The following is a 20,571-nucleotide window of genomic DNA, read 5'->3' on the forward strand; positions in this document are numbered from 1 at the left end:
ATCAGGCCTCCTTAATCTTTGCAAACTCTGCATCCATCTCTTTTAAGATGTTTTCAAGTTCACCCTTGTACTCTGCAATGTATTTAAGACGTGCAAGTTCGTTTTTGGACTTGACAGCAATAATTGCGGCGATTGAAAAACCACTCTTCTGTGCATTGTATGCAAGATCTGCATATCTTCTGATTGCCTTTAGAAGATCAAACTGCTTTTCCATTGAACAGTATGCATCAACTGCATCGTAAGCATTCTGTTGCAAAAACATTTCACGAAGCATCCTTGCAATCTCAATTGTGACCTGCTCTGCTTCCGGAAGTGCATCTGAACCTACAAGCTGAACAATTTCCTGAAGCTCAGACTCCTTTTGAAGGACTTCCATAGCCCATGCACGAAGCGGATTAAGCTCAGGTGACACCTGCTCATCGTAGTACGGAGCAAGAGAGTTTAGGTAAAGCGAGTAAGAGTTGAGCCAGTTAATAGCCGGGAAGTGACGCCTCTGTGAGAGTTTTGCATCAAGTGCCCAGAAACACTTTACAATACGAAGAGTGTTTTGTGTAACAGGCTCGGAGAAATCTCCACCAGGCGGGGAAACCGCACCGATAACAGTAATTGAACCCATCTTACCACAGAGTGCATCCACACGTCCTGCACGCTCGTAGAACTCTGAAAGACGTGCTGAAAGGTACGCCGGATAACCCTCCTCACCAGGCATCTCCTCAAGACGTGATGAAATCTCACGCATTGCTTCTGCCCAGCGGGATGTTGAGTCAGCCATAAGTGATACATCGTATCCCATATCACGGAAGTACTCCGCAATTGTGATACCGGTGTAAACTGATGCTTCACGGGCTGCAACAGGCATATTTGAGGTGTTTGCGATAAGAATTGTCCTCTCCATTAAAGGCTTTCCGGTCTTTGGATCCTCAAGTTCAGGGAATTCTGTCAAAACCTCTGTCATCTCGTTTCCACGCTCACCGCATCCGATGTAGACTACTATCTCTGCATCAGACCACTTTGCAAGTGACTGCTGTGTAACTGTCTTTCCTGAACCAAACGGTCCCGGAATTGCAGCTGTTCCACCCTTTGCAATCGGGAATAAACCGTCCAGTATACGAAGACCGGTGATCAACGGTACATCCGGGTTTTTCTTTTCGATAAACGGTCTTGGAACACGTACAGGCCACTTATGCATCATGCAGACATCTTCGCCTGAATCAAGGACACAGATAACATCATCGACTGTAAAACTGCCTGATTTTATATCCTTAATCTTTCCGCCCTTGAAATTTGGCGGAACCATGATTTTTGTGACGATGTTTGTCTCCTGAACCTCTCCTATGATAGCTCCGGGACCTGCCTCATCGCCTGCTTTAACGAGTGGTTTGAATTCCCACTTCTTCTCGTGGTCGAGACCTGGTGCGTTTACACCACGCTCAATAAAACTGCCCATCTTCTCCATGAGCACTTCAAGCGGTCTCTGAATACCATCATAGATACTTGTCAGAAGACCAGGTCCCAGCTCAACTGCCAGGGAAAGTCCGGTGTTTTCTACCGGTTCGCCTGGGCGGATACCGTCGGTCGCCTCGTACACCTGAATGATGATATTTTCGCCATCAATTTTGATGACCTCACCCATCAGCTGTTCGTTACCTACCCTGACCACATCATACATATGTGCGTCAAGATCAACTGCGGTAACGACCGGCCCGGAAATCCTCTTTAAAATTCCTTTAGATTTTCCTTTTACTTCCACAGATCAACACCCACTGATCTCTTAATTCTCTCTCTCATGGAAAGACCGCCCGTTTCACCGCCAATTGCGATAACGGTCGGTTTTACAGATTCTGAAAGTGTGGTGCGAAGACGAAACGGCAGTTTCTGCATATCTTCGCCTTTGAGTACAATGATTCCCACATCTCTGTCATCCATAGCCTTTGTAACCTGTGCGACAAGCGAATCTTCGCTGTCAGCGGCATAGGTCTTCTGGATGCCGGCAAGACGGAATCCCAGTATGAACTCACTGTTTCCAACAACTGCTATTTCCATATTTTTCACACCACCATACAGGCTTCAATGCTCTCTGAAGGGAGTTTTGACTCCTTTCCGCGTGCAATTGCACGAAGGTTTGTTACTTCGTAATGCTTCATCTCAAGATACAGAAGAATCGGTGCAACCGACATCGGATAGAGCTTTGAAAGTCTGTCCATCGCGGAAAGCTTGGCTTTTATAAGACCGGTTTCTATCTCCTGAGCGGATTTACCTTCCTTTAATGCCTCAAACACTGTGTCAAATGAATCGGTGTTCATCTTCTTTTTGACAGCGTCAATTATCTCATCAACGCTTTCTGTCCCTGCAAAGCGGACAAGTTCGTCAATTGTAAAACTTCCACCCTCAATCATCAATTCACGCAGTGATTCAGTATCAGATTCGCCTTTCACACGAAGAACTGTATCAAGGTTGTTTGTGTCAATATCAAGATAGATATATTTAAGGAACGCATGCCCTCCTTTGACACCACTCTTGGATTCTTTGATTAAAATCCTGTAATATTCCTTGTACAGCTCATTTTCCATATGTGAAAACGAACCTGACTCAATTGCGGCTGAGATCTCACGCTCAAAGATGCTGTAAAGCATATGCCCTTTTAAGCCGTCTATGATTCTGTCTGTTGAATCTTCAGTAACAAGTCTGTCAAGAATGGTTCTGTCAAGACTTCCTGCCGGAATCAGGATCTCTTTTATCCTGCCGCCGGATACTCCCTGCATCTTGCCTCTCAGGATTGTAAGCACATTCTGAATATCCCATCTTAAAAGGTAACTTTTTGTAAAGCCTTTTAAGTGCCCGGGAACGAGAGAAATTATCTTCTGGTACTCTTTTGCAAGATTCCAGGAGAGTGCTATCTCCATTAAGTCAATGCCTGAGAAGGATGAGGCAAGCTCATCAATCTCTGTTTTATACCTTGTTTCGCCTATGAAACGGGTTATCTCAGGAAGCTCCATATTAAGCATTCGCATATACTCCTCACGGGGAAGGAGAGCCGCCTTCCGAACACGCATACGTGTACAGGCGTATATGTAGGGAGCAGGGCCTGTAGTATTAACTGCAGCCATTTGCATCCCCTCTACTTAAACAGAGCCTCTGATGCGTCTTTGAGTCCGTTTTCCCAGACTTCGCCAAGACATGAGCCGTAGCTGAAATCAAGCTGAAGCTGTCCGTCTTTACTCTCGGCTATGACGCCACCTGAGATTTCTTTTGTTCCAGCCAGTGTAAATCCGGATAAAGTCTTAAGCTCGGCAATTGCTGATTCTGCTGCTGCCTTATCACGTGCATTGCAGTAGAATACGCCTTCACCAAGCTCCTTGGCCGCTATTTTGCAAAGCTCCCTGACGGCTTTTTTATGAAAGTCTTCAGGAAGTGCATCAATAGCCTCAACAGTAGAGTTACGTACCTTGTCAAGAAGGTCTTTTTGGGCGTTTAAAACCTCCCTTTTAACGGCAAGGTTTGCGGCCGCAGTCTCCCTCGTAATAATCTGGGCTGACTGACGGTTTGCCTCTTCTTCTGCTGTGGTTTTGATGGCGACAGCCTTTTCTCCTGCTTCTGCAAGAATTATGTCTGCCTCTGCCTTTGCTTCTTTAATTATAGCCGCGGCTTCGTTTTTGCCTTTATCTCTAATCTCACCGACTACAGCATCCAATGCCATTGTCAAATCTACTCCTTAAATATCCGTTTTATGTAAAGAGGAGAAGAAGTGCAACTACAAGACCAAAGATAACGACTGTCTCAGGGATAACTGTAAACAGAAGTGCAAGACCAAACATTTCCTTGTTTTCAGCGGTTGCGCCTACTGCCGCTCCACCGATACCAAGCTGTGCGAGACCTGTACCCATACCGGCAAGTCCTACTGCAAGACCTGCACCAATTGCTTTAAATCCTACTGCAGATGCTTCTGCAACTTCAATTGTCATAGTTTCAACTACCATATTATTATTCCTCCGTAAATTTTCTTATAATTCCAAATGGTTCGTACTTCTTTCCTCCACCCTGATAGAATTTGGTGAAGAACTCTACATAGTGCAAACGAATAGAATGCAGTCCACCGCCAAGAAGACCAAGAGCGGTGTTTAAAATGTGTCCAATCAGGAATACGAGTATTCCAACGACTATCATTATTATGCCAACGATGCTTAATTCAGCAAGGCCCGGCTCAATCATCATGCCGATTGCAATGAAATTTACAACAGCCGCAATAGCAACGGATGAGAGACCAACAGCCGCAAGACGTGTGTATGAAAGCACGTGACTTATGATTGTCGGAAGCTCCATCAGTTCAAGTGCTGATTCGCGTCCGATTCCAATAACTCCGATTACAATCAACAATGCTCCAACGAATGCGAAGATATTGTATCCTGCAACAAGTGGTGCGGATGTAAGATCAGGCATCATTGGAATTGGTGCAATTGTCCAGATAAGGAATAAAATTCCCCACATAACTATAATCCAGCCAAACTGTGCAAACATAACCTTGCTTCTGTGGCTTCCGGGATGCAGCTGAACATATGCATTTCTCATGTGAATTGCTCTTCCAAGTGTGATGTGTAATATTCCTATCCATGCCGTAACGATAAGAAGTAATATTGCATCCGGACCATGACCGCCTGCATGTGCCGCACCTATATTGAAATGGCGACTCATGATTAAAGGCTCCCACGGACACCCGAATCCTAAGAATTCACTATATAAGAAACCAAAAATTATGCTCATTATACTTGCATTTCTTAAGACATCCAAAAGCTGGTTTCCAGCCATGCTGTCTTTTACAAGTTTTCTAAGACCAATGCTTAGAATAAGCAGTACAAGACCATATGCGATATCTCCAAGGATAAAACCAAAGAATACCGGGAAAACAATTGCCATAAGCAATGTAGGGTCAAATTCTGTGTACTGCGGCCTTGAATAGATATCCATTAAAGCCTCTGCCGGCTTTGAAAAGTCAGGGTTATCATATTCGATAGGCACGATATCTTTTTCATAGTCAATCTCTTCTTCGACAACACAGATTTTTCCGTCTGTGGCCTTTTCAAGATCGGCTATCAGACTTTGAACCTTATCGGACGGAATCCATCCTTCAGCGACAAATGTCTGTTCTGTTGTTGCAAATCTAAGCGGCGCTTCTGCACGCTCCACATCTGCCGTGAGCAGTTCATCGCATGCCACCAGAAACGATGCGTGCTTAGATTTTTGAGCAGTTATCTGCTCGGATATCTCACCAATCTCTTTTTCGAGACGGGCTTTCTCATGAGTGTATGACTCTATTCTGCTTTGTGCAATGCCCTCTTCTTTTGGAATGGGCAATGATTGCAGACCATTGTCTGCAAGGAAATTTTCAGCTTCGCTATAAGCAGATTTAGGTACAACAGCAACAAGAAGGTTTCCTGAAACTTCGCCTGTGAAGAATTTTTCACTCGGAACCGGCAGGTCAACATCTTCGGAGATGTGTCCTGCAATTGCTATAAAGTCTTCATAACCTGATAGCAATGACAAATCCTCCGGAAATGCGGCAAAAGGTGTCAGTTCTGTAATCTTCTGTTCGATTTCACGAATCTGAGATTCAAGATCATTCCTTCTGCCTGTAAGTGCAGTTATCTCTTTTTCAATAGCAGGGAGTTCTTCTCCAATGCTTTTTCTAAGACTTGCTGACTTTTGCAGTGCTCCTCTTTCAACTGAATCGGGTGAAATCCCGGTTGCATTTGAAAGTGAACGAATTCTAATAAGCTCCGTTGAGATAGCTGAAGCTTTAGGCATCGGTTTTCCGATCTTAAAGCCTTCGTATCCTTCGGCCTCCTGTTCGACAAAGTCCTCTATGTGGAAGACATTGTATCTGTACAACTCACGTACAATCGGGTCAAGCTGATCTTTGGACGCGGCGATGAGCAGTTTGCTCATCCTCTGGACTTTAAACATTTAACTTCACCTTGAACTGTTCTACAAGCATGTTTACTGCTTTGTCAAGGTTTCCTGCTGCGCTCTTTTTAAGAGTCTCAGCACGCTGTTCGCCGTCCTTTACAATCCCTGCATACTTAATTTCTGCTTCAGATCGTGCGTCTGCGATACGCTTGTTCTTGTACTCTTCAGCATCTTTTTGTGCTTTCGCAATAAGATTGCCAGCCTCAGCTTCGGCGTCAGCTATAATGCGCTTTTTTTCTTCCAAAGCTGTACTGATCGTTTTTTTGTACTCTTCTTCTGAATCTTTGATGCTCTTGAGAACCTCAGTCTTCATCCAACCCTCCTCTCACGGCAATACCTAAAGATATGTGAAAAGATGTCTATTAATGGTTGTCATTTTATGCGCAGATGAAAGAGAGGAGAGGCGATTCATAAGAAATAATATTTTTTTTTAGCCCCAATTGGATAAATATAAAAAAATTAGGATTGGTTTTTGATTTTTCCTGATATGAGAGGCTTATTTTTTTCAAACACAGAGATTTTAATTTTAAACTCATATGATTGTTTCAGATGTAAAAACATCCTCAGGACTTATTATTTTACAGTCAATTATTTTGCAGTCTGATTTTTTCCCGTGGTCTGATTGTACTTTTCTTTCTATGGATTCTGTTGGTTCTGATGCTTCCCCGGATGCTGTGCTCTTAATAATTACTTCATCACCTAAGGATTCAATGTATATATCTGACAGCTCATCTGATGAGCAGATTACGTCCTGTTCAGGATGTGTTCCCCTTAAGATATCACATTTCATGACCACTTTTGATCCTGCAGATACAACCATTTTAAGCCTCTTTGAGCAGGGATGGCCTTTTTTTAAAACAACAAGCGGCTGATGATATGTTCTTACAAGCTCAAGAAGCATTGCGGCATGCCTCAAATCCCCCCCTTCAGGTGCCGAGACTGCCACAATCTCGCCTTTTCTTACAGTCTGGCAGAGCTCTTTTTTTTCTGTTTCAATAAAAAGTGTAAAAAGTTCATCTGCAATTCCAAGGAGCAAAAAAGAGTTTTTCCCTTTTATCAGGATATAATCCCCACCGGGAGAAATTTTCATATAGCCGTCACATTCTCAGACTGACATGACGGACATACGGGATGCTTCCCCACTGCCTCAAATGTCGTGCCGCAATCATTGCATCTGTATTTTTTGCCCTTTAAACGCTCTTCAAGTTCAACATCCATTGGGCCGCCAACCGAACACATAAACTTTACACCTTAATATTCCATTAGGTAGATTATGGCATATTATTGTTTTGCAGAATGAAAATTTTACGTTTCATTTTTAAGATCTTATTTTGAATTTCAAGGGTATATTTTGTGGCCATCTGTTAAAAAAAATAAAAAAGAAGAGAAATGCCAGATAAAATCTTATAGAATATTTACAGTATCAAACTGATATGGTGCTGACCTTGTTATCATAAATGAACCTGTTGACTGGGATACCATTTCAATTGTAAATTTCTGACCTTCTTTTAGCTCATGTCCCGGTGCAAGGTGTATAAGAATAGTAAATACCTCTCCGCTGTCGAGGAAATTATCTTCATAATCCGGCTGGGATTTTCGCTTGATAATCCCCCAGCATCCGGCAGTAATTCCCGCTTCATCATAAAGCGGAACATTTTGATCGATTATTAAAACCTCATCAGGAGTGCTCCATGTAACAACCATTCCGGAAAAATCAATCATCTGCCCGCCGGAAGACTGTGAAAGAGAAAACTGTATCTTATTTATTCCGTCTCCACCGCTATGTCCATATACATTTCCCAAAAGCTCAGGCATTGCACCTGCTTCAGACACGGCATTATGAAGTACTCCTTCAGTCTGTGATGTAGCATAAAATCCTGCACCAAGGATTGCAAAAGAAAAGACCGAAGCTACAACTACAAATGCAATTAGAACTATTGCGGCCTCAAGACCTGTGAAAGCTTCGGAGTCTGAAATCAAATTTATCTCACCATAAATACAACCTTTCAGGCATAAAATATTCGTATTTTACTATAGAAGTTGCAGTGTATATAGATATTTTTGTATAGTTCTGACAATACAGAAATTTTGTTTCAGACATTACGTGAAACTGGAAATATTATTCAAATTTTTCTTAATTTTTGGTGTTTTTTGTATTTTTAGGGAGGAGTGGTCTTTCTTCTTCTTTAATTTTTTTCGACATTTTTTTGGCTTATCTGATATTTTTTACCTGAAAAATACCCCGAAGTGGCCACACTTCCTATATCCCCACATTCCTATAACATAACAATTCTATAACATCGAATTCCTATATCCCCACAGTTCTATATCATTATATTAAAGATCAAAAGACCAATCACAAGCATAATTGCGGCATGCTTAATACCTGCCTTTATTGAGCCTTCACCCATCTGACCGGCAATAAGACCTGAGAAAAACGCCTGAATCATACATGTGTGAAACAAAAGACGCCGAAATGTATCAACAGGCATCTGGGTGCTCTGAGAAAAGGAAGCACCTGATGTTGCCTGAACAGTTGCTGATGCAGAAGATGTATTCATTGAATCAAGAATTGTAAGAAAATTGACATCCAGTACTGCAACCACAAACACAAAAACAAAAAATGCCAGATAAATAATCATCGTATAGATGAACATCTCACCTGTTCTTTCACGCTTTAAGACCTGGTTCATCCTTGCATCGCTTGATGCAATTGATAAAACCTCTCCTATCTCGCCGCTCATCTCACTTGCCTTTGTGATAAGAGTGACAGTTCTTGCAATCGCTGAAGTATTGACCCTTTTCTCAAACCTCACCAATGCATCGCCGACACTTGCACCCCAGTCAATGTCGCGTTTAATCCTTCTTATCTCATATGAAATTACTCCAAGGTTTGTTCTTACAAGAACATTGATTGCTCCTGCAAGAGACATTCCAACGCGGTTTACTCCTCCGAGCCTGTCGAGAAAATCAGGCGTGCTCTCTTCAATATCATGCACCTTTTTTCTCCATAACTCAATAAAAAATCCATAAGGAATTAAAAGAAAAAGAACTGCCATTATTATATGGTCGTCTATTATCGCATACGTTATCTCTGCATCGGAATATGAAGGCACATTTAGAAAAAGAAGAGCCAGATACAGGATTGCCAGAGGAACTGATATGTAAAATGACCGCTTTGAATCAGAAACAAACCAGTCAAGAGGGTTCTTCAAAAATTCCTTAAATGCTCTTTTTCTGTCATAACTGTCAAGAATTGCGAAATAATCCTCCTCTCCTTCTTTATCTTTAATTTTTACGTCTTTGAATTCATTTAACTCTTTTATTGAGAGGTATCTTTCAACCTCCTGATCCTTTAAGGAGATTAGATCTACAAAAAGCATAAAAATTGCAGCACCAACCGGAAGAAGGATGTAGGTTACAAGGGTGAGTTCAAAAACAGCGGTTGTTCCCACCATTCCCATTACAACCATAATTATTATCAGAAACAAAGGCCCTGCAACAAATAATGTAACATAGGATTCAGCAACAATCTGCAGTATGGACAAAAACTGCTTTTGCTCAAATCTGGCCTCATTCTGATAAAGGCTGACACGGGATTCAAGATATGAGGATAAATCCCCGCCGCTGTTGATGACTGAAAGCATATCCTCCAAAAATTCCTTGAATTTTTCAGACGGAGTTGTATATATAAGATTTTGAAGAGCTGAAATCATATCAAATCCAAAATATTCAGCATCTCTTATAACCTGCCGAAACTCAAGTGCGACCTCTCCGTAAATATCAGCATTTTCAGATATCGATCTGAAGATGTCTAAGAGTTCTGCACCGCCCCTTCTCATAGCAAACATGTATGAGACTGCGTTGTGAAGAGTCAGATTTATCTTGGTTTTCCTTGTTGATTTCTGCATAGAGGGATAATTAAGGGCCAGAATATAGACAAAGAGATAACCAAGGGAAAAAAATACTGCAGATGAAATTAATCCGACAGCCATTCTTGTCAAAACCGGAACTTCATAAACAGGGAGATTTAAGTTGAAGACATTGTAAATTCCTGTTGAAAATTCCGGGATGAATATGAATGATGAGAGGAAAAATCCGAGAATTCCAAAGATTAATCCTGCTATCAGGGAAAATAATATTGAATAATAAAGATATCTTGAAACGGTAAGCCCCATCCTTGAAGATATCAGAGATGCCTTAAGATCTGTAAAGGATTCCGGATGCTTAGAAAGCCTCCATTGAATGTACCTTTCAACAAGCATATTACGACCTTTAAGATAAAAGCTCTTTTAAATTATTTATCTCAGACATTACCATCTCAGGATTTATGGAATATGTCTGAACTATTCTTGTAACACTTATGTAATCTCTTATCTCCTGCTCATGTAGTGCATTTAGAATTTTCAAACGTCTTTGCACCTCATCATTCATCTCCTGACTGGTCCAGCCACGGACTTCCATGATTTTTTGGTATACAGAAGATCTGCCATTATATGAATGAGCATCTGTTACAGGATCATAGGTGAATACGTTGTTTACCCTGAGGTTTCCTGTGCCCGGATCTATTCCGGCAATTTCCACAATCTCCAGTGAGCGCCTTACTCTCTCCTGCCCGCGATATATAAGTGCCTGAACGCTTACGATATCCAGCGCCTGCACCATATTTCTTGGAACATTTAAAGGAGCGTTTTCAAGACGGTGTATTGCCGCATCAACATCGTTTGCATGGAGCGTTGAAAATGTTGTATGGCCTGTGTTCATCGCCTGAAAGAGAGTCTGGGCTTCAGCACCCCTCACTTCTCCGACAAGGATATATTCAGGTCTCTGCCTCATTGCGGCTTTTAAAAGATCAAACATGTCAATTCTGGAGCCTGTGGATTCGGCAACATTTTCTCTTGTGACACTTGCAATCCAGTTGTCATGATATAGAGTAATTTCCCTTGTATCCTCAATGCTTACTACCTTAGACAGTGTCGGGATGAAGAGTGATACGGCATTTAAAGACGATGTCTTTCCGCTTGCAGTTCCTCCGACAAATAAAAGACTTTTGTTGTTCTCGATTGCAAGCCAGAAAAAAACAAGCTCTTCAGGACTGAACGTTCCATACTCCATAAGCTCAACCGGAGTGAAAGGACTTTCACGGAACTTTCGTATTGTAAACGAAGTTCCCCTGCTTGTCACCTCTTTTCCAAGCGTGAGCTGAAGCCTTGAACCGTCAGGAAGGGTTGCATCAAGCATTGGCTGTGACACTGAGATGTGTTTACCTGATCTCTGTGCAAGGGTTATTGCAAGAGAGTAGAGGTTTTCCTCTTTAAAAGTGACATTTGTTTTTATGTTTCTGAATTGTCGGTGATATAAAAATACAGGGATATCAGAACCGTCACATGATATATCCTCAATAAATGGATCTTTTAATAGAGGATCAAGTTTTGACCAGCCAAGGAAGTTTCTTTTAAGATAATACTCAAGCTTGAACTTTGATTCCTTTTTTGGTTTTATTTTGTATTCCTTTAGGAGGAGATACATTTTTTCAAGAAGGATTACAGATTTATCCTCAATTATCTCCTCGTCTGTGAGGATTAAAACGTCACGCATATCCTCAAAAAGCCTCTCTAAAAGCTCATATTCAAAAGGAGACAATACAGGTTCAAAGAGCATGTATTCATTCATTCGGGTATCGTTTTTGTTTACAATCAAAACCTTTGATCTGCCTTCCAGTATCCAGTATTCTGATACAAGGCTATAGCCCTCAGGGACTTGTGATTCTACAAGAGATCCATTTGTTATGAAATCATACTCTTCAGGCGGTTCTTTTTTTACCTTAAGACGCTTTAAGAATGAAAACCGGGGTTTTTTATCAGCTTTATGCTTTTTTTTATCTTCGTTTTTCTCATCGGCGGGCAGTTCTTCTGAAAGGCTCTCATCCAAAGTAACATTCAATGCTTTATCAACAGTTGTGATTTTGGATTCAGAAATACCGGCCTGTTCATCTTTACTTTTCACATCATCCAAGCTATCGGAGGTGTTTGAATCATCTGAGTTATCCGGAATCTTTTCATCATCGGGATTATCGGAGATATTTGAATCATTAAAGCTATCCAAAACTGCTGATGTATCGGGAGTATTTTGTGAGTTTTTATCAGCAGTCTCATCAGAAATATTTTCAGACGGGTTTTCAGTGACATTAATATTACTATTTTCAGCGGGGAATTCGGGGGGGATTTTAACTATATCTGTCTCATCAGAACCTGTTTTTTTATCAGCTGTGTCAGACTCGTCATTCTTATTTTTTAATTCGTCTGTTTCCTTATTTTCGGCATCTTCACTTTCAGTTTCATCTCCATTAAAAGACGGGGAGATTTCTTTTTCGCCGGATTTTTTCAAGAGCTCCTCTAAGCTTATCTCATCCTGCCTTTTCTTATCATCCGGACTCTTTTTGTCATCCAAATTATCCTCTTTACTGAAAAATACCATTATTTACCCCGCCATTATAGCCTGCCTTCATATGTCCTGCCCTGATATAATAGGCTAACGGCTCATCCCTCAAATGAAAAAGAGGGAACATAACTAATATAAATAAACCACAGGCATATTATTGTTTTCATCACAAAGCTGATTTTTATTAGATTAAACCCCATCTGATATTTCAGTCAGACAGTGAAAAGTCTAAACGGGGTAAAAATATTTTCCAATCAAAACATTTACATATAGAAAATGCAAAGGAGCATTGATAATATGCAGGATGAAAGGGCTAAAAGAATACCAACCGGAATTGAGTCTTTGGATCCGGTGCTTGCAGGCGGTGTTCCAAAAGGCTCGGTAATTCTTCTTGTGGGAGAGCCGGGAGCAGGAAACAGGGAATTTGTCTATTCGTCAATCCTTTTTTCATCAAAATTAAAAGAAAAAGGGGTTGAAAATCAGAAAGTCTCTCTTCCTGAAGAGATTGCATATACTACATTCACACGCCTTTCATCATCGATTGCAGAAGAGTTGGAGCTCTCGTTTAAAGGCGATATTACTAAAGATATAGAAAATAAAGTGAATTTCATAGATTTATCTGAAATTTATTTTGAATTAAGCGCTGTTCCGACAGGCTGGTACAGCAGTACATCTGTAATTGAAAGATTTCAGAAAAAATCAGATTCGGTTGGAATTGTCTCCAAACTTGCAGAGAGTCTTCAGAACCATCCAAAAAACAGTATGATTGTTATTGACTCAATTACTGATATTGCAACCGAAAATACCACTGCATCTGAATGGAAGGATTTAATCGGGCTTTTAAGAGGCCTTCAGAGAGTTTCCAAAAAATGGGAATCTGTTATATACATACTTCTTTCAGACGGAATTTTATCTGATTCACGACTTATTGAAATTGCAGACTGTTGTGACGCAATGATTACATTCAGATGGGAGGAGAGTTCTGCAAGAAAACGCCAGAGAGTGATGTACTTTGAGAAGTTCAGAGGTGTAATGCCTCATCTTGAGGAGAAAGATCTTGTCAAGTTTGCAGTCAGAATCACTCCCGAATCCGGTTTTGAAGTAAGCAACATAAGAGTTGTAATATGATAAAAGAAAGAATTCTGATAGGAATCCCGGGTCTTGATGAGATGATAGGCGGGGGACTCATTAAGGGTAGCACAACGGCAATTATTGGAACGTATGGTACCGGAAAGACTACATTTGCGCTTCAGTTCCTCTTTGAGGGGTTAATAAATGGTGAAAACTGCATTTATATAAGTCTTGAAGAGAGTGAGGAGAATATTTACGAAAAAATAACTGACAGGGGCTGGGATCTTGAAAAATACAAAGACAAATCCCTTTTTGTCATAAAGCTTGATCCAACCGATTTTAACCTCTCAATTAACAGTATCAAAAACGATCTTCCCGATCTTATAAAAAGTGTTGATGCGAAAAGGGTTGTAATCGACCCCATATCCTTATTTGAGGGTCTTTTTGATGATCAGTCTACAAGAAGGCGGGAGATGTTTCGTTTTATTGAAATGATGTCAAATCTGGACTGCACACTGCTTCTTACAAGTGAAACTGAACAGAACAACAATTATTCAAGCAGATACGGGCTTGTTGAATATTTATCTGATACTGTTATAGTTTTGATGTACATCAGACCCTCTGACTTATCTGAAGTCCACACTGCTTTGGAGGTTGTAAAAATGCGGCGCTCAAACCACTCAAGAGAAATAAAGCCTTATGAAATCCAGGAAGATAAGGTCAACGTATATTCAGAGGCAAGTGTGTTTTGAAGATTGAACAAGAAAAAAAGAAGACTTTATTTTGTTTTTTAGATTTTTTTTTCTTTTTTAAATATCTTTTTTAAATATCTTTTTTTATCTTTTTTTTCTTTTTAGCAGACACACTGTTCTACCGTGCCAAGTGTCTCTTCAAGAATTTTTTCAATATCAATCCAGATCACAAGGTTTTGTTTTGTCGTTCCTCCTCCGGATTTTATTATTCCTTTTACAAACGCTTCTTTCGAGAGAGATGCATCCATCTGATCAACGTTTTCATCATCGATCTGAAGAACGCTTTGTACATCATCAACTATCAGACCTATATTAGAACTGCCCGCGGCATCAGGAACAAGAACGATGATTTTCTTGCTTTCATGATTCTGACCGAAATCGAGACCCAGGAGGCAGTTTAAATTCATCACATTTGTGATAACTCCACGAAGATTAATAATTCCGGCAATATGCTGCGGAGACCTTGGAACAGGTGTTATAGGCATCATCTCCACTATTTCCTGGACAGTATTGATATCTATTGCATAATTTGTGCCTGATATTTCAAACTGAACAACATCAATTGTAGCCATTTTTATTTTGCACCTCCTTTAAATCAGTTGATAATCTAATATTTAAAGCGCGAATTGGCTTTTTCAAGACGCTTTATAAGTTCATTGACCTCGTTTACCGCACTTCCAATCTCTTCTACAGAAGCGCTTGACTCTTCTGCGAGTGCAGCTAAACTTTCGGCTTCATTCTGAACATCTTTTGTCATAACATTGCCTTTTTCAGCCGAATTAACTACATTGTTTGCAATCTGGGCCTGATCTTCTATTGCCTTTGTTATCTCACCGATATCGTGTGTGACCTGTCCTGCATTTTTGATAATGACATTTAGTGCTTCAAGTGTCTTGTTTACACTCTCAACACCGTCAACAATTTCATTATTGGCAAGCATGATTGCCTTTGCAGTATTTTCACTTCCGCTCTGGACAGCAGATACAACTTTTTCAATAGAGTCTGTCGCGGCCCGTGCCTCTGCGGCGAGATTTTTAACTTCTCCGGCAACAACAGCAAAACCACGTCCGTGTTCGCCGGCACGTGCGGCTTCAATTGCGGCATTGAGGGCAAGAAGGTTTATCTGACCGGCAATGTCGTTGATTAGCTTTACAATCTTCCCAACTTCTTTTACCTGGACAGTAAGGCCCTGAATTTCTTCTACACTCTTACTTGCAATCTTTTCAACATCGCCCATCTTCCTGTTGGTTACATTTGCAAGTTCCTGCGTCTCTTTTCCAACATCGACAACGTGGCTTGCGGCATTGTAAACTTCCTGGGATGTACTTGCAATCTCTTCATTTGATGCGGAAAGATCAGAGATCTGCCTCGTGATATCATCTATGCTTACAAGAAGGCTTTTTGTGAGATCAGCAGTCTTCTGACTTGCATTTGCGACACCCTCTGTTGCCTTGGCAACCTCATCTGTTCCTTTTGCAACTTCATTTGAATTTGAAACTACCTGTTCTGTAACCTTTCCGGTTTCTGAAAGATTTGCTGATACAGACTCGCCAATATTGTTTACTGCATTCTTAAAAGTTACAAAGTCTCCTTTAACAATGATTTTTTCGGAGAATCTGGCAGTAAAATCAGCATCTGCATATTTCTGGCAGACATTTATCGATTCTTTCATTGGAATTACAAAAGCATCGATTGCTGTGTTTACCGCTTCTACAATATCCTTGTATTCACCACTGTGAAGAGATGGATCGCTTCTATAACTTATGTTTCCATCAGCTGCATTATGACCAAGAATTTCAATCTCTGCAGAAACATTGCTAATTGCCTCCATCATTTTTATAAAAGCAGGAACTATTTTGTCATTTTCTGATCTTCTTCCGGCACCGTCTCCGATAGCTCGGAATTTTTCAAGATTTTTGAAATCTCCCTCAGACATATCCTCTGCAACATGCTGGAGTGTGATAAGCCTGTCCTGGACTGTGTTTATTGTTTCAGCCAAAACTTTAGGAGCTCCTGAATAATCCCCTGTAACTTTTCTGGTGTAGTCATTGAAAGTCATTGCAGACAGAATTTCAGTACATTCAACAATGCCGCCAAATCCTTCAGAGAGAGTATTTATTTCCCTGACAATTCGCTGAAAATCAGGCCCGAATTCTGAAGGGTTCATTTCCGGAATTTTATCTCCGGAATTCATCGCTAAAAGAATCTTTTCAATCCTCTCAATATCAGACATTTCATATCCCTCACAAATTTCTAATTTTTCCTCTAATAGAGAGTTATACTATATGAATGTTACTTCCATATATAACTCAGAGGATAAATTTGGAAAAACCTACGTCAAATTCAAATTTCAACAGAATTAAGATATGTTTGAAAAAATGTTGAGGCTAAATTAAAAAAAATTCAGTGAAGAAAATTTAATCCAAATTCAACTTAATTTCAAAAAATAAAATACAAAATAATCTTTGGAAAAAAACGTTCATGAAATATAATTTCATGGACTTTTTTCACAAAACAGTTTATGTTAAATCAGTCTATGTGAAATTTAATCTCATGAATCTTTTTATTAAATACTAATTCCTGCGAAATTAAGCACAATCAGAAGTATTGCGCCTGGAAGTCCTCCAAGAGCACATACCAAAACCGCACCCCATGTAACCTTAAAAGATTCCATACCCAAAAGATTGAACTGTGATACAAGAACAAGCACAATTAAGCCTATAACTGAGTTTACAATAAGAGTTGTCAGGTTTTTTAAAAGATACCACAGGGCAAATATTATTCCGCAGGCAATTATTACCGTAATTACTGTATCCAACATTCCTGTTTATTAATAAAACACACAATTTACATTAATCTTTCTTCAATAGATTTTGAAAAAATATCTCAGAATTTTGATTTCTCATTTCAAAAATATTTGAAAAAAAAGTTCGAAGAAGCATAATAGCGGTTAATAAACCTAAAACAGACAAAAAAATTACCCGGAAATTTTTAAAAAAATGCTTTTTAAAAATTTTTGTTTTTAAATTCTGTTTAAAGGCATCCATGAATGCATATTTCATGCTAACTGTTTCATGTAAGTTACAAAGTAACTTCAATAGCAAATTAACTGGTTAAAATTTGTCCATATCTTCATCAGACGGCCTGATCTCTTTTCTGACACCGTCTTTATAATAAACATATGAAAAACCTACCCATTTACCTTCTGTTGAATTTTTAATATCAATCAGTGCATTCATTGCTTCAAGGCCGTCTTCATCATGTATTTCAATTCTTACAGATTCTTCAACCTCATCCTCATCGGAGTTATACCGAACCCATGTGATGACATCTTCATCGTCATCAAAATCCTCTTCAACCTTTGCCTTTTCTTCCTTCTTTTTTCCAAATCCAAACATGATTTTAAACTCCTTTTTAATTAAATATTAATTAAATATCAATCAAATAAACATAAACAGGCAATACACACCCGAATATAATCAAAAATCAGGATGATTGCTGTCTAATAAATCAATTATTCTTTTCTGAAATATTTATACTCATCGCAACAGAATTAAATCATCGCAACAGATTTTAAAAACTGCTGAGAAAAATTAAAAAATCTGAAGCTTTGAGGATATTTTAAAGAGAAAAACATAATTTAAAGACAAAATAAGGGTTGAAAGGAAAAAAATTATTCTCCAACAACAAAAAGTTCCTGGAAACGAAGTGACGGAACAGTCATAGAGCCAAGTGTTCTTGACTCTTCTGACATTCCTGCAATATTTCCAAGCATTTCAAATACATTTCCGGAAAGCATTGCAGACTTAATCGGCTTTGTCTTCTCCCCTCCCTCAATCCATGCGGCGTTAGAGAGTTCAACTGAAAAGTCGCCTGTCACCGCATTTGCAGTATGTGCCCCGACAACAGTGTGGGCATAGACTGCTTTTTCATCAAAAACATCACAACGTTTTCCGTCAAGGAAAATATTGTGTGTCCCGATTGCAGGGCTTCCGCCTGCACCTGCACGAACCGCACTTCCGGTTGATTTTTGGTTATAGCGGTATGCAGTCTTCAAATCATATGAAAACTCATTTACAACACCGGATTTGATTAAATCAATTCTTCGTGTCAAAACCCCTTCTGAATCCAAAAGCCTCGAGCCGGTGCCATGATGAGGATCGTCATATAGATTTAAGTTCTCATCAAAACAATCATCGCCCAGTTTGTCTGCAAGATATGAACGCCCGGAATTTACGTTCCTTCCGGAAAATGACGGGATAACAACCGAACCTATCAGCTGGCATACGGCAATGGGAGACAAAATAACATCATAATTACCGGTTTTTATACTTCCTGCATCTTTTGAAAATACAGCCAGCGATGCCGCATCTCTTCCGGTTTTTTCAGGGTCAATTCTGTCTGCATGTGATGATGAATCAAATTCATAGCCGGTCGATGTAGCGGCAATTGTTTCCATTGAAACACCACAGCCTGTCTTTTCAAGAGAATAGAAAACTCCGTTTGAATTGGCAATAACAGATTGTCCCTTTGAAAACGAAACACTGCCTCCTACGACATCACAATCTGCATCTGATGCACCAAAAAGCAACCTTTCAATAAAATTCTCAGCAGTTTCAATATCGCATGACATCTTTTCATCAAAGACATCCAACCTCAAATCAGGAAGAGAGCAGGGAGTGGAAAGACCCTCCCAGTTTTGTGGTGTTGACAGCTTTGAACTTGAAACCGCAGATAAAAGGCATTTTTCAAAGCATTTTGGATCGTTTGTCGATGAACATCCTATTTTTCCGTCTTTTACAACCCTGATTCCAATTCCCCAGGATTCTGAGCCTTCAGCCTCACCAATAAGCCTTCCTTTAAGTTCAAGACCAACTCCGAAGCCTTCGGAAAAAAACACTTCAATATCATCGGCAAGCTTTGAACCCTTTCTTAAAATATCATCAATTATTGAAAAGTTCTCATTATCTTCTGCCATTTAAATCACCCCTGCCCTCCGATAACGGCACTATTTAAAAGAAGATGCGGTGATCCGTCAGTTACAGGAACACTCTGCCCGCTTTTCCCGCAGTAACCCGGATTCATCTTTTTATCCTGAGCACAGAGAACAATATTATAGAGAGTCTTTAGGATATCTCCTGAGAGGGATACATCACGCACCATTCCGGAAAGCTCCCCGTTTTCTATGATATAGCCATATTCGGCATTGAACTGAAAAACACCTCTTCCCGGATCAACCTGTCCGCCTCTTGAGCCTTTGAGAAGTATACCGTTTCTGCACTCTGATATTATCTCATCATATGAAGAATCACCGTTTTCGATGAATGTGTTGCTCATTCTTACAACCGGAACTGCTCCTGCCTCACCTCTTGCATGCCCGGCGTCACCGAATCCAACAGCCGCAAGGGTCTGACGGTTGTGCAGAAATGATTTTAGCACTCCGTTTTTTATTATCTCTGTTCTGACTGGAAGTACACCTTCGGCATCAACAGGCATAAAGCCAAATTCATGGATTGTTGGATCATCAACGACACTTATGATATCGCTTCCAATCTTCTGATCTGTCTTTCCGCGAAGGACAGATATACCCTCTTTTACAAGGTCACCTTCAGAAGCATGGCCGACCGCCTCATGTGCAAAAACGCCTGCAAGCTCCTGATCTAAAACAGCATCCATTATTCCGCCCTTTGCAGGTTTTGCATCAAGAAGGCTTACTGCCCTTTCAGCCGCTAAAAGACCCTTTTCTTCCTTGTGCCTGAGATTAAAACCGGTGATTGTGCGTTCGCTCTCACGTCCGGCCTGCATCACACCGTCTTTTTTTGCAACCGCCGATACAGAATATCCTGAACGGCATATCTCATATGAAAAGGTGTTTTCAGATGAATCTTCAAAATAGACTGTTGCGTTTCCTTCAGTGTAGTTTGCACGTGTGTTTATGATGTTTTTTATATGTGCGGCTCTTTCAATCTCCATTAAAAGACCACACTTCTCCTCTAAAGAGACCTCTTTTGGGTCTTCATTTAGCTTTGGCATCGGAAGAATGCCGGATTTACAATCTGCAAGAGTTACTGTCTCCTGCGTTGCAGAAGCATACCGTAATGCAACGGAGATGTATTCGTCAATCTCTTTTTTGGATTTTGATCCAAAATTTTCTATAGAGGCAATTCCCCACCCCTTATCTCCTAAAACACGCAAAATTGCAGTATCTGAAAAACTGTCTGTTGCAGATTCAACTACTCCGTTGTCAATCTCAATATTTGTTATAACTCCCTTGACATGCCTTATATCGTAATATCCGGGCTCTTCCATAAAAAAACTCCTTTAAAAAATAAAATCAGAAAGGATA

At 40.1% G+C, this 20,571-nt stretch carries 20 protein-coding genes; 2 read left to right on the forward strand and 18 right to left on the reverse strand.

The features are described from left to right. Position 1 precedes the first annotated feature (1 nt). The 12 genes from L1994_RS09790 to L1994_RS09845 all read right to left on the reverse strand — a co-directional run bounded on the left by L1994_RS09790 (position 2) and on the right by L1994_RS09845 (position 12,438). On the reverse strand, positions 2-1,750 hold the full coding sequence (locus L1994_RS09790; protein WP_278099257.1) for a V-type ATP synthase subunit A: 1,749 nt from the start codon (positions 1,748-1,750) through the stop codon (positions 2-4). Continuing rightward, on the reverse strand, positions 1,741-2,043 hold the full coding sequence (locus L1994_RS09795; RefSeq protein ID WP_278099258.1) for a V-type ATP synthase subunit F: 303 nt from the start codon (positions 2,041-2,043) through the stop codon (positions 1,741-1,743). The genes L1994_RS09790 and L1994_RS09795 overlap by 10 nt, the downstream gene beginning before the upstream one ends. A gap of 5 nt (positions 2,044-2,048) precedes the next feature. Beyond that, the gene (locus tag L1994_RS09800; protein WP_278099259.1) at positions 2,049-3,107 is read right to left on the reverse strand and encodes a V-type ATP synthase subunit C; all 1,059 of its coding nucleotides are present in this window, start codon (positions 3,105-3,107) and stop codon (positions 2,049-2,051) included. A gap of 11 nt (positions 3,108-3,118) precedes the next feature. Beyond that, complete coding sequence (locus tag L1994_RS09805; RefSeq protein WP_278099260.1) at positions 3,119-3,697, reverse strand: V-type ATP synthase subunit E family protein; 579 nt, start codon at positions 3,695-3,697, stop codon at positions 3,119-3,121. Between the two features lie 28 nt (positions 3,698-3,725). Further along, positions 3,726-3,977: an ATPase gene (locus L1994_RS09810; RefSeq protein ID WP_278099261.1), complete on the reverse strand. Its 252-nt coding sequence runs from the start codon at positions 3,975-3,977 to the stop codon at positions 3,726-3,728. A gap of 4 nt (positions 3,978-3,981) precedes the next feature. Then, complete coding sequence (locus L1994_RS09815) at positions 3,982-5,958, reverse strand: V-type ATP synthase subunit I (protein WP_278099262.1); 1,977 nt, start codon at positions 5,956-5,958, stop codon at positions 3,982-3,984. Then, positions 5,951-6,274, reverse strand: a complete 324-nt coding sequence (locus L1994_RS09820; protein ID WP_278099263.1) for a V-type ATPase subunit subunit G family protein — start codon at positions 6,272-6,274, stop codon at positions 5,951-5,953. Before L1994_RS09820 ends, L1994_RS09815 begins: the two co-directional genes overlap by 8 nt. Positions 6,275-6,493: 219 nt before the next feature. Further along, a complete protein-coding gene (locus tag L1994_RS09825; RefSeq protein WP_278099264.1) occupies positions 6,494-7,051 on the reverse strand; it encodes a hypothetical protein in 558 nt (185 codons plus the stop codon). After that, positions 7,048-7,200, reverse strand: coding sequence for a hypothetical protein (locus L1994_RS09830; RefSeq protein ID WP_278099265.1), 153 nt, complete (start codon positions 7,198-7,200; stop codon positions 7,048-7,050). The genes L1994_RS09825 and L1994_RS09830 overlap by 4 nt, the downstream gene beginning before the upstream one ends. A gap of 165 nt (positions 7,201-7,365) precedes the next feature. Beyond that, entirely contained in the window at positions 7,366-7,941 is a 576-nt protein-coding gene (locus L1994_RS09835; protein ID WP_278099266.1) for an archaellin/type IV pilin N-terminal domain-containing protein, read from the reverse strand. A 344-nt stretch (positions 7,942-8,285) separates the two neighbouring features. Next, positions 8,286-10,226: a type II secretion system F family protein gene (locus tag L1994_RS09840; protein WP_278099267.1), complete on the reverse strand. Its 1,941-nt coding sequence runs from the start codon at positions 10,224-10,226 to the stop codon at positions 8,286-8,288. Positions 10,227-10,236: 10 nt separating this feature from the next. Further along, positions 10,237-12,438: a type II/IV secretion system ATPase subunit gene (locus L1994_RS09845; RefSeq protein ID WP_278099268.1), complete on the reverse strand. Its 2,202-nt coding sequence runs from the start codon at positions 12,436-12,438 to the stop codon at positions 10,237-10,239. 261 nt (positions 12,439-12,699) lie between these two features. Between L1994_RS09845 and L1994_RS09850 the strand changes: the two genes are divergently transcribed. Together L1994_RS09850 and L1994_RS09855 are read left to right on the forward strand one after the other, a co-directional pair. Further along, positions 12,700-13,530, forward strand: a complete 831-nt coding sequence (locus tag L1994_RS09850; RefSeq protein WP_278099269.1) for an RAD55 family ATPase — start codon at positions 12,700-12,702, stop codon at positions 13,528-13,530. Then, positions 13,527-14,225 carry a KaiC domain-containing protein gene (locus L1994_RS09855; protein ID WP_278099270.1) on the forward strand — a complete coding sequence of 233 codons (699 nt, stop codon included), beginning with the start codon at positions 13,527-13,529 and terminating at the stop codon, positions 14,223-14,225. Before L1994_RS09850 ends, L1994_RS09855 begins: the two co-directional genes overlap by 4 nt. Before the next feature lie 101 nt (positions 14,226-14,326). On the opposite strand, the gene L1994_RS09860 is transcribed toward L1994_RS09855, so the two are convergent. From L1994_RS09860 to L1994_RS09885, 6 genes are all read right to left on the reverse strand, one after another. Next, positions 14,327-14,797 (reverse strand): chemotaxis protein CheW, encoded by a 471-nt coding sequence (locus tag L1994_RS09860; protein WP_278099271.1) that lies wholly within the window; start codon positions 14,795-14,797, stop codon positions 14,327-14,329. A gap of 35 nt (positions 14,798-14,832) precedes the next feature. Continuing rightward, complete coding sequence (locus tag L1994_RS09865; RefSeq protein ID WP_278099272.1) at positions 14,833-16,458, reverse strand: methyl-accepting chemotaxis protein; 1,626 nt, start codon at positions 16,456-16,458, stop codon at positions 14,833-14,835. Between the two features lie 333 nt (positions 16,459-16,791). Beyond that, on the reverse strand, positions 16,792-17,046 hold the full coding sequence (locus tag L1994_RS09870) for a pro-sigmaK processing inhibitor BofA family protein (RefSeq protein WP_278099273.1): 255 nt from the start codon (positions 17,044-17,046) through the stop codon (positions 16,792-16,794). Between the two features lie 292 nt (positions 17,047-17,338). Continuing rightward, positions 17,339-17,623: a hypothetical protein gene (locus L1994_RS09875; RefSeq protein WP_278099274.1), complete on the reverse strand. Its 285-nt coding sequence runs from the start codon at positions 17,621-17,623 to the stop codon at positions 17,339-17,341. A gap of 275 nt (positions 17,624-17,898) precedes the next feature. After that, a complete protein-coding gene (locus tag L1994_RS09880) occupies positions 17,899-19,203 on the reverse strand; it encodes a TldD/PmbA family protein (RefSeq protein ID WP_278099275.1) in 1,305 nt (434 codons plus the stop codon). A 5-nt stretch (positions 19,204-19,208) separates the two neighbouring features. After that, on the reverse strand, positions 19,209-20,534 hold the full coding sequence (locus L1994_RS09885) for a TldD/PmbA family protein (RefSeq protein ID WP_278099276.1): 1,326 nt from the start codon (positions 20,532-20,534) through the stop codon (positions 19,209-19,211). Between the last annotated feature and the right edge of the window lie 37 nt (positions 20,535-20,571).

The organism is Methanomicrobium antiquum, assembly GCF_029633915.1.
Taxonomy (GTDB): Archaea; Halobacteriota; Methanomicrobia; order Methanomicrobiales; family Methanomicrobiaceae; genus Methanomicrobium; species Methanomicrobium antiquum.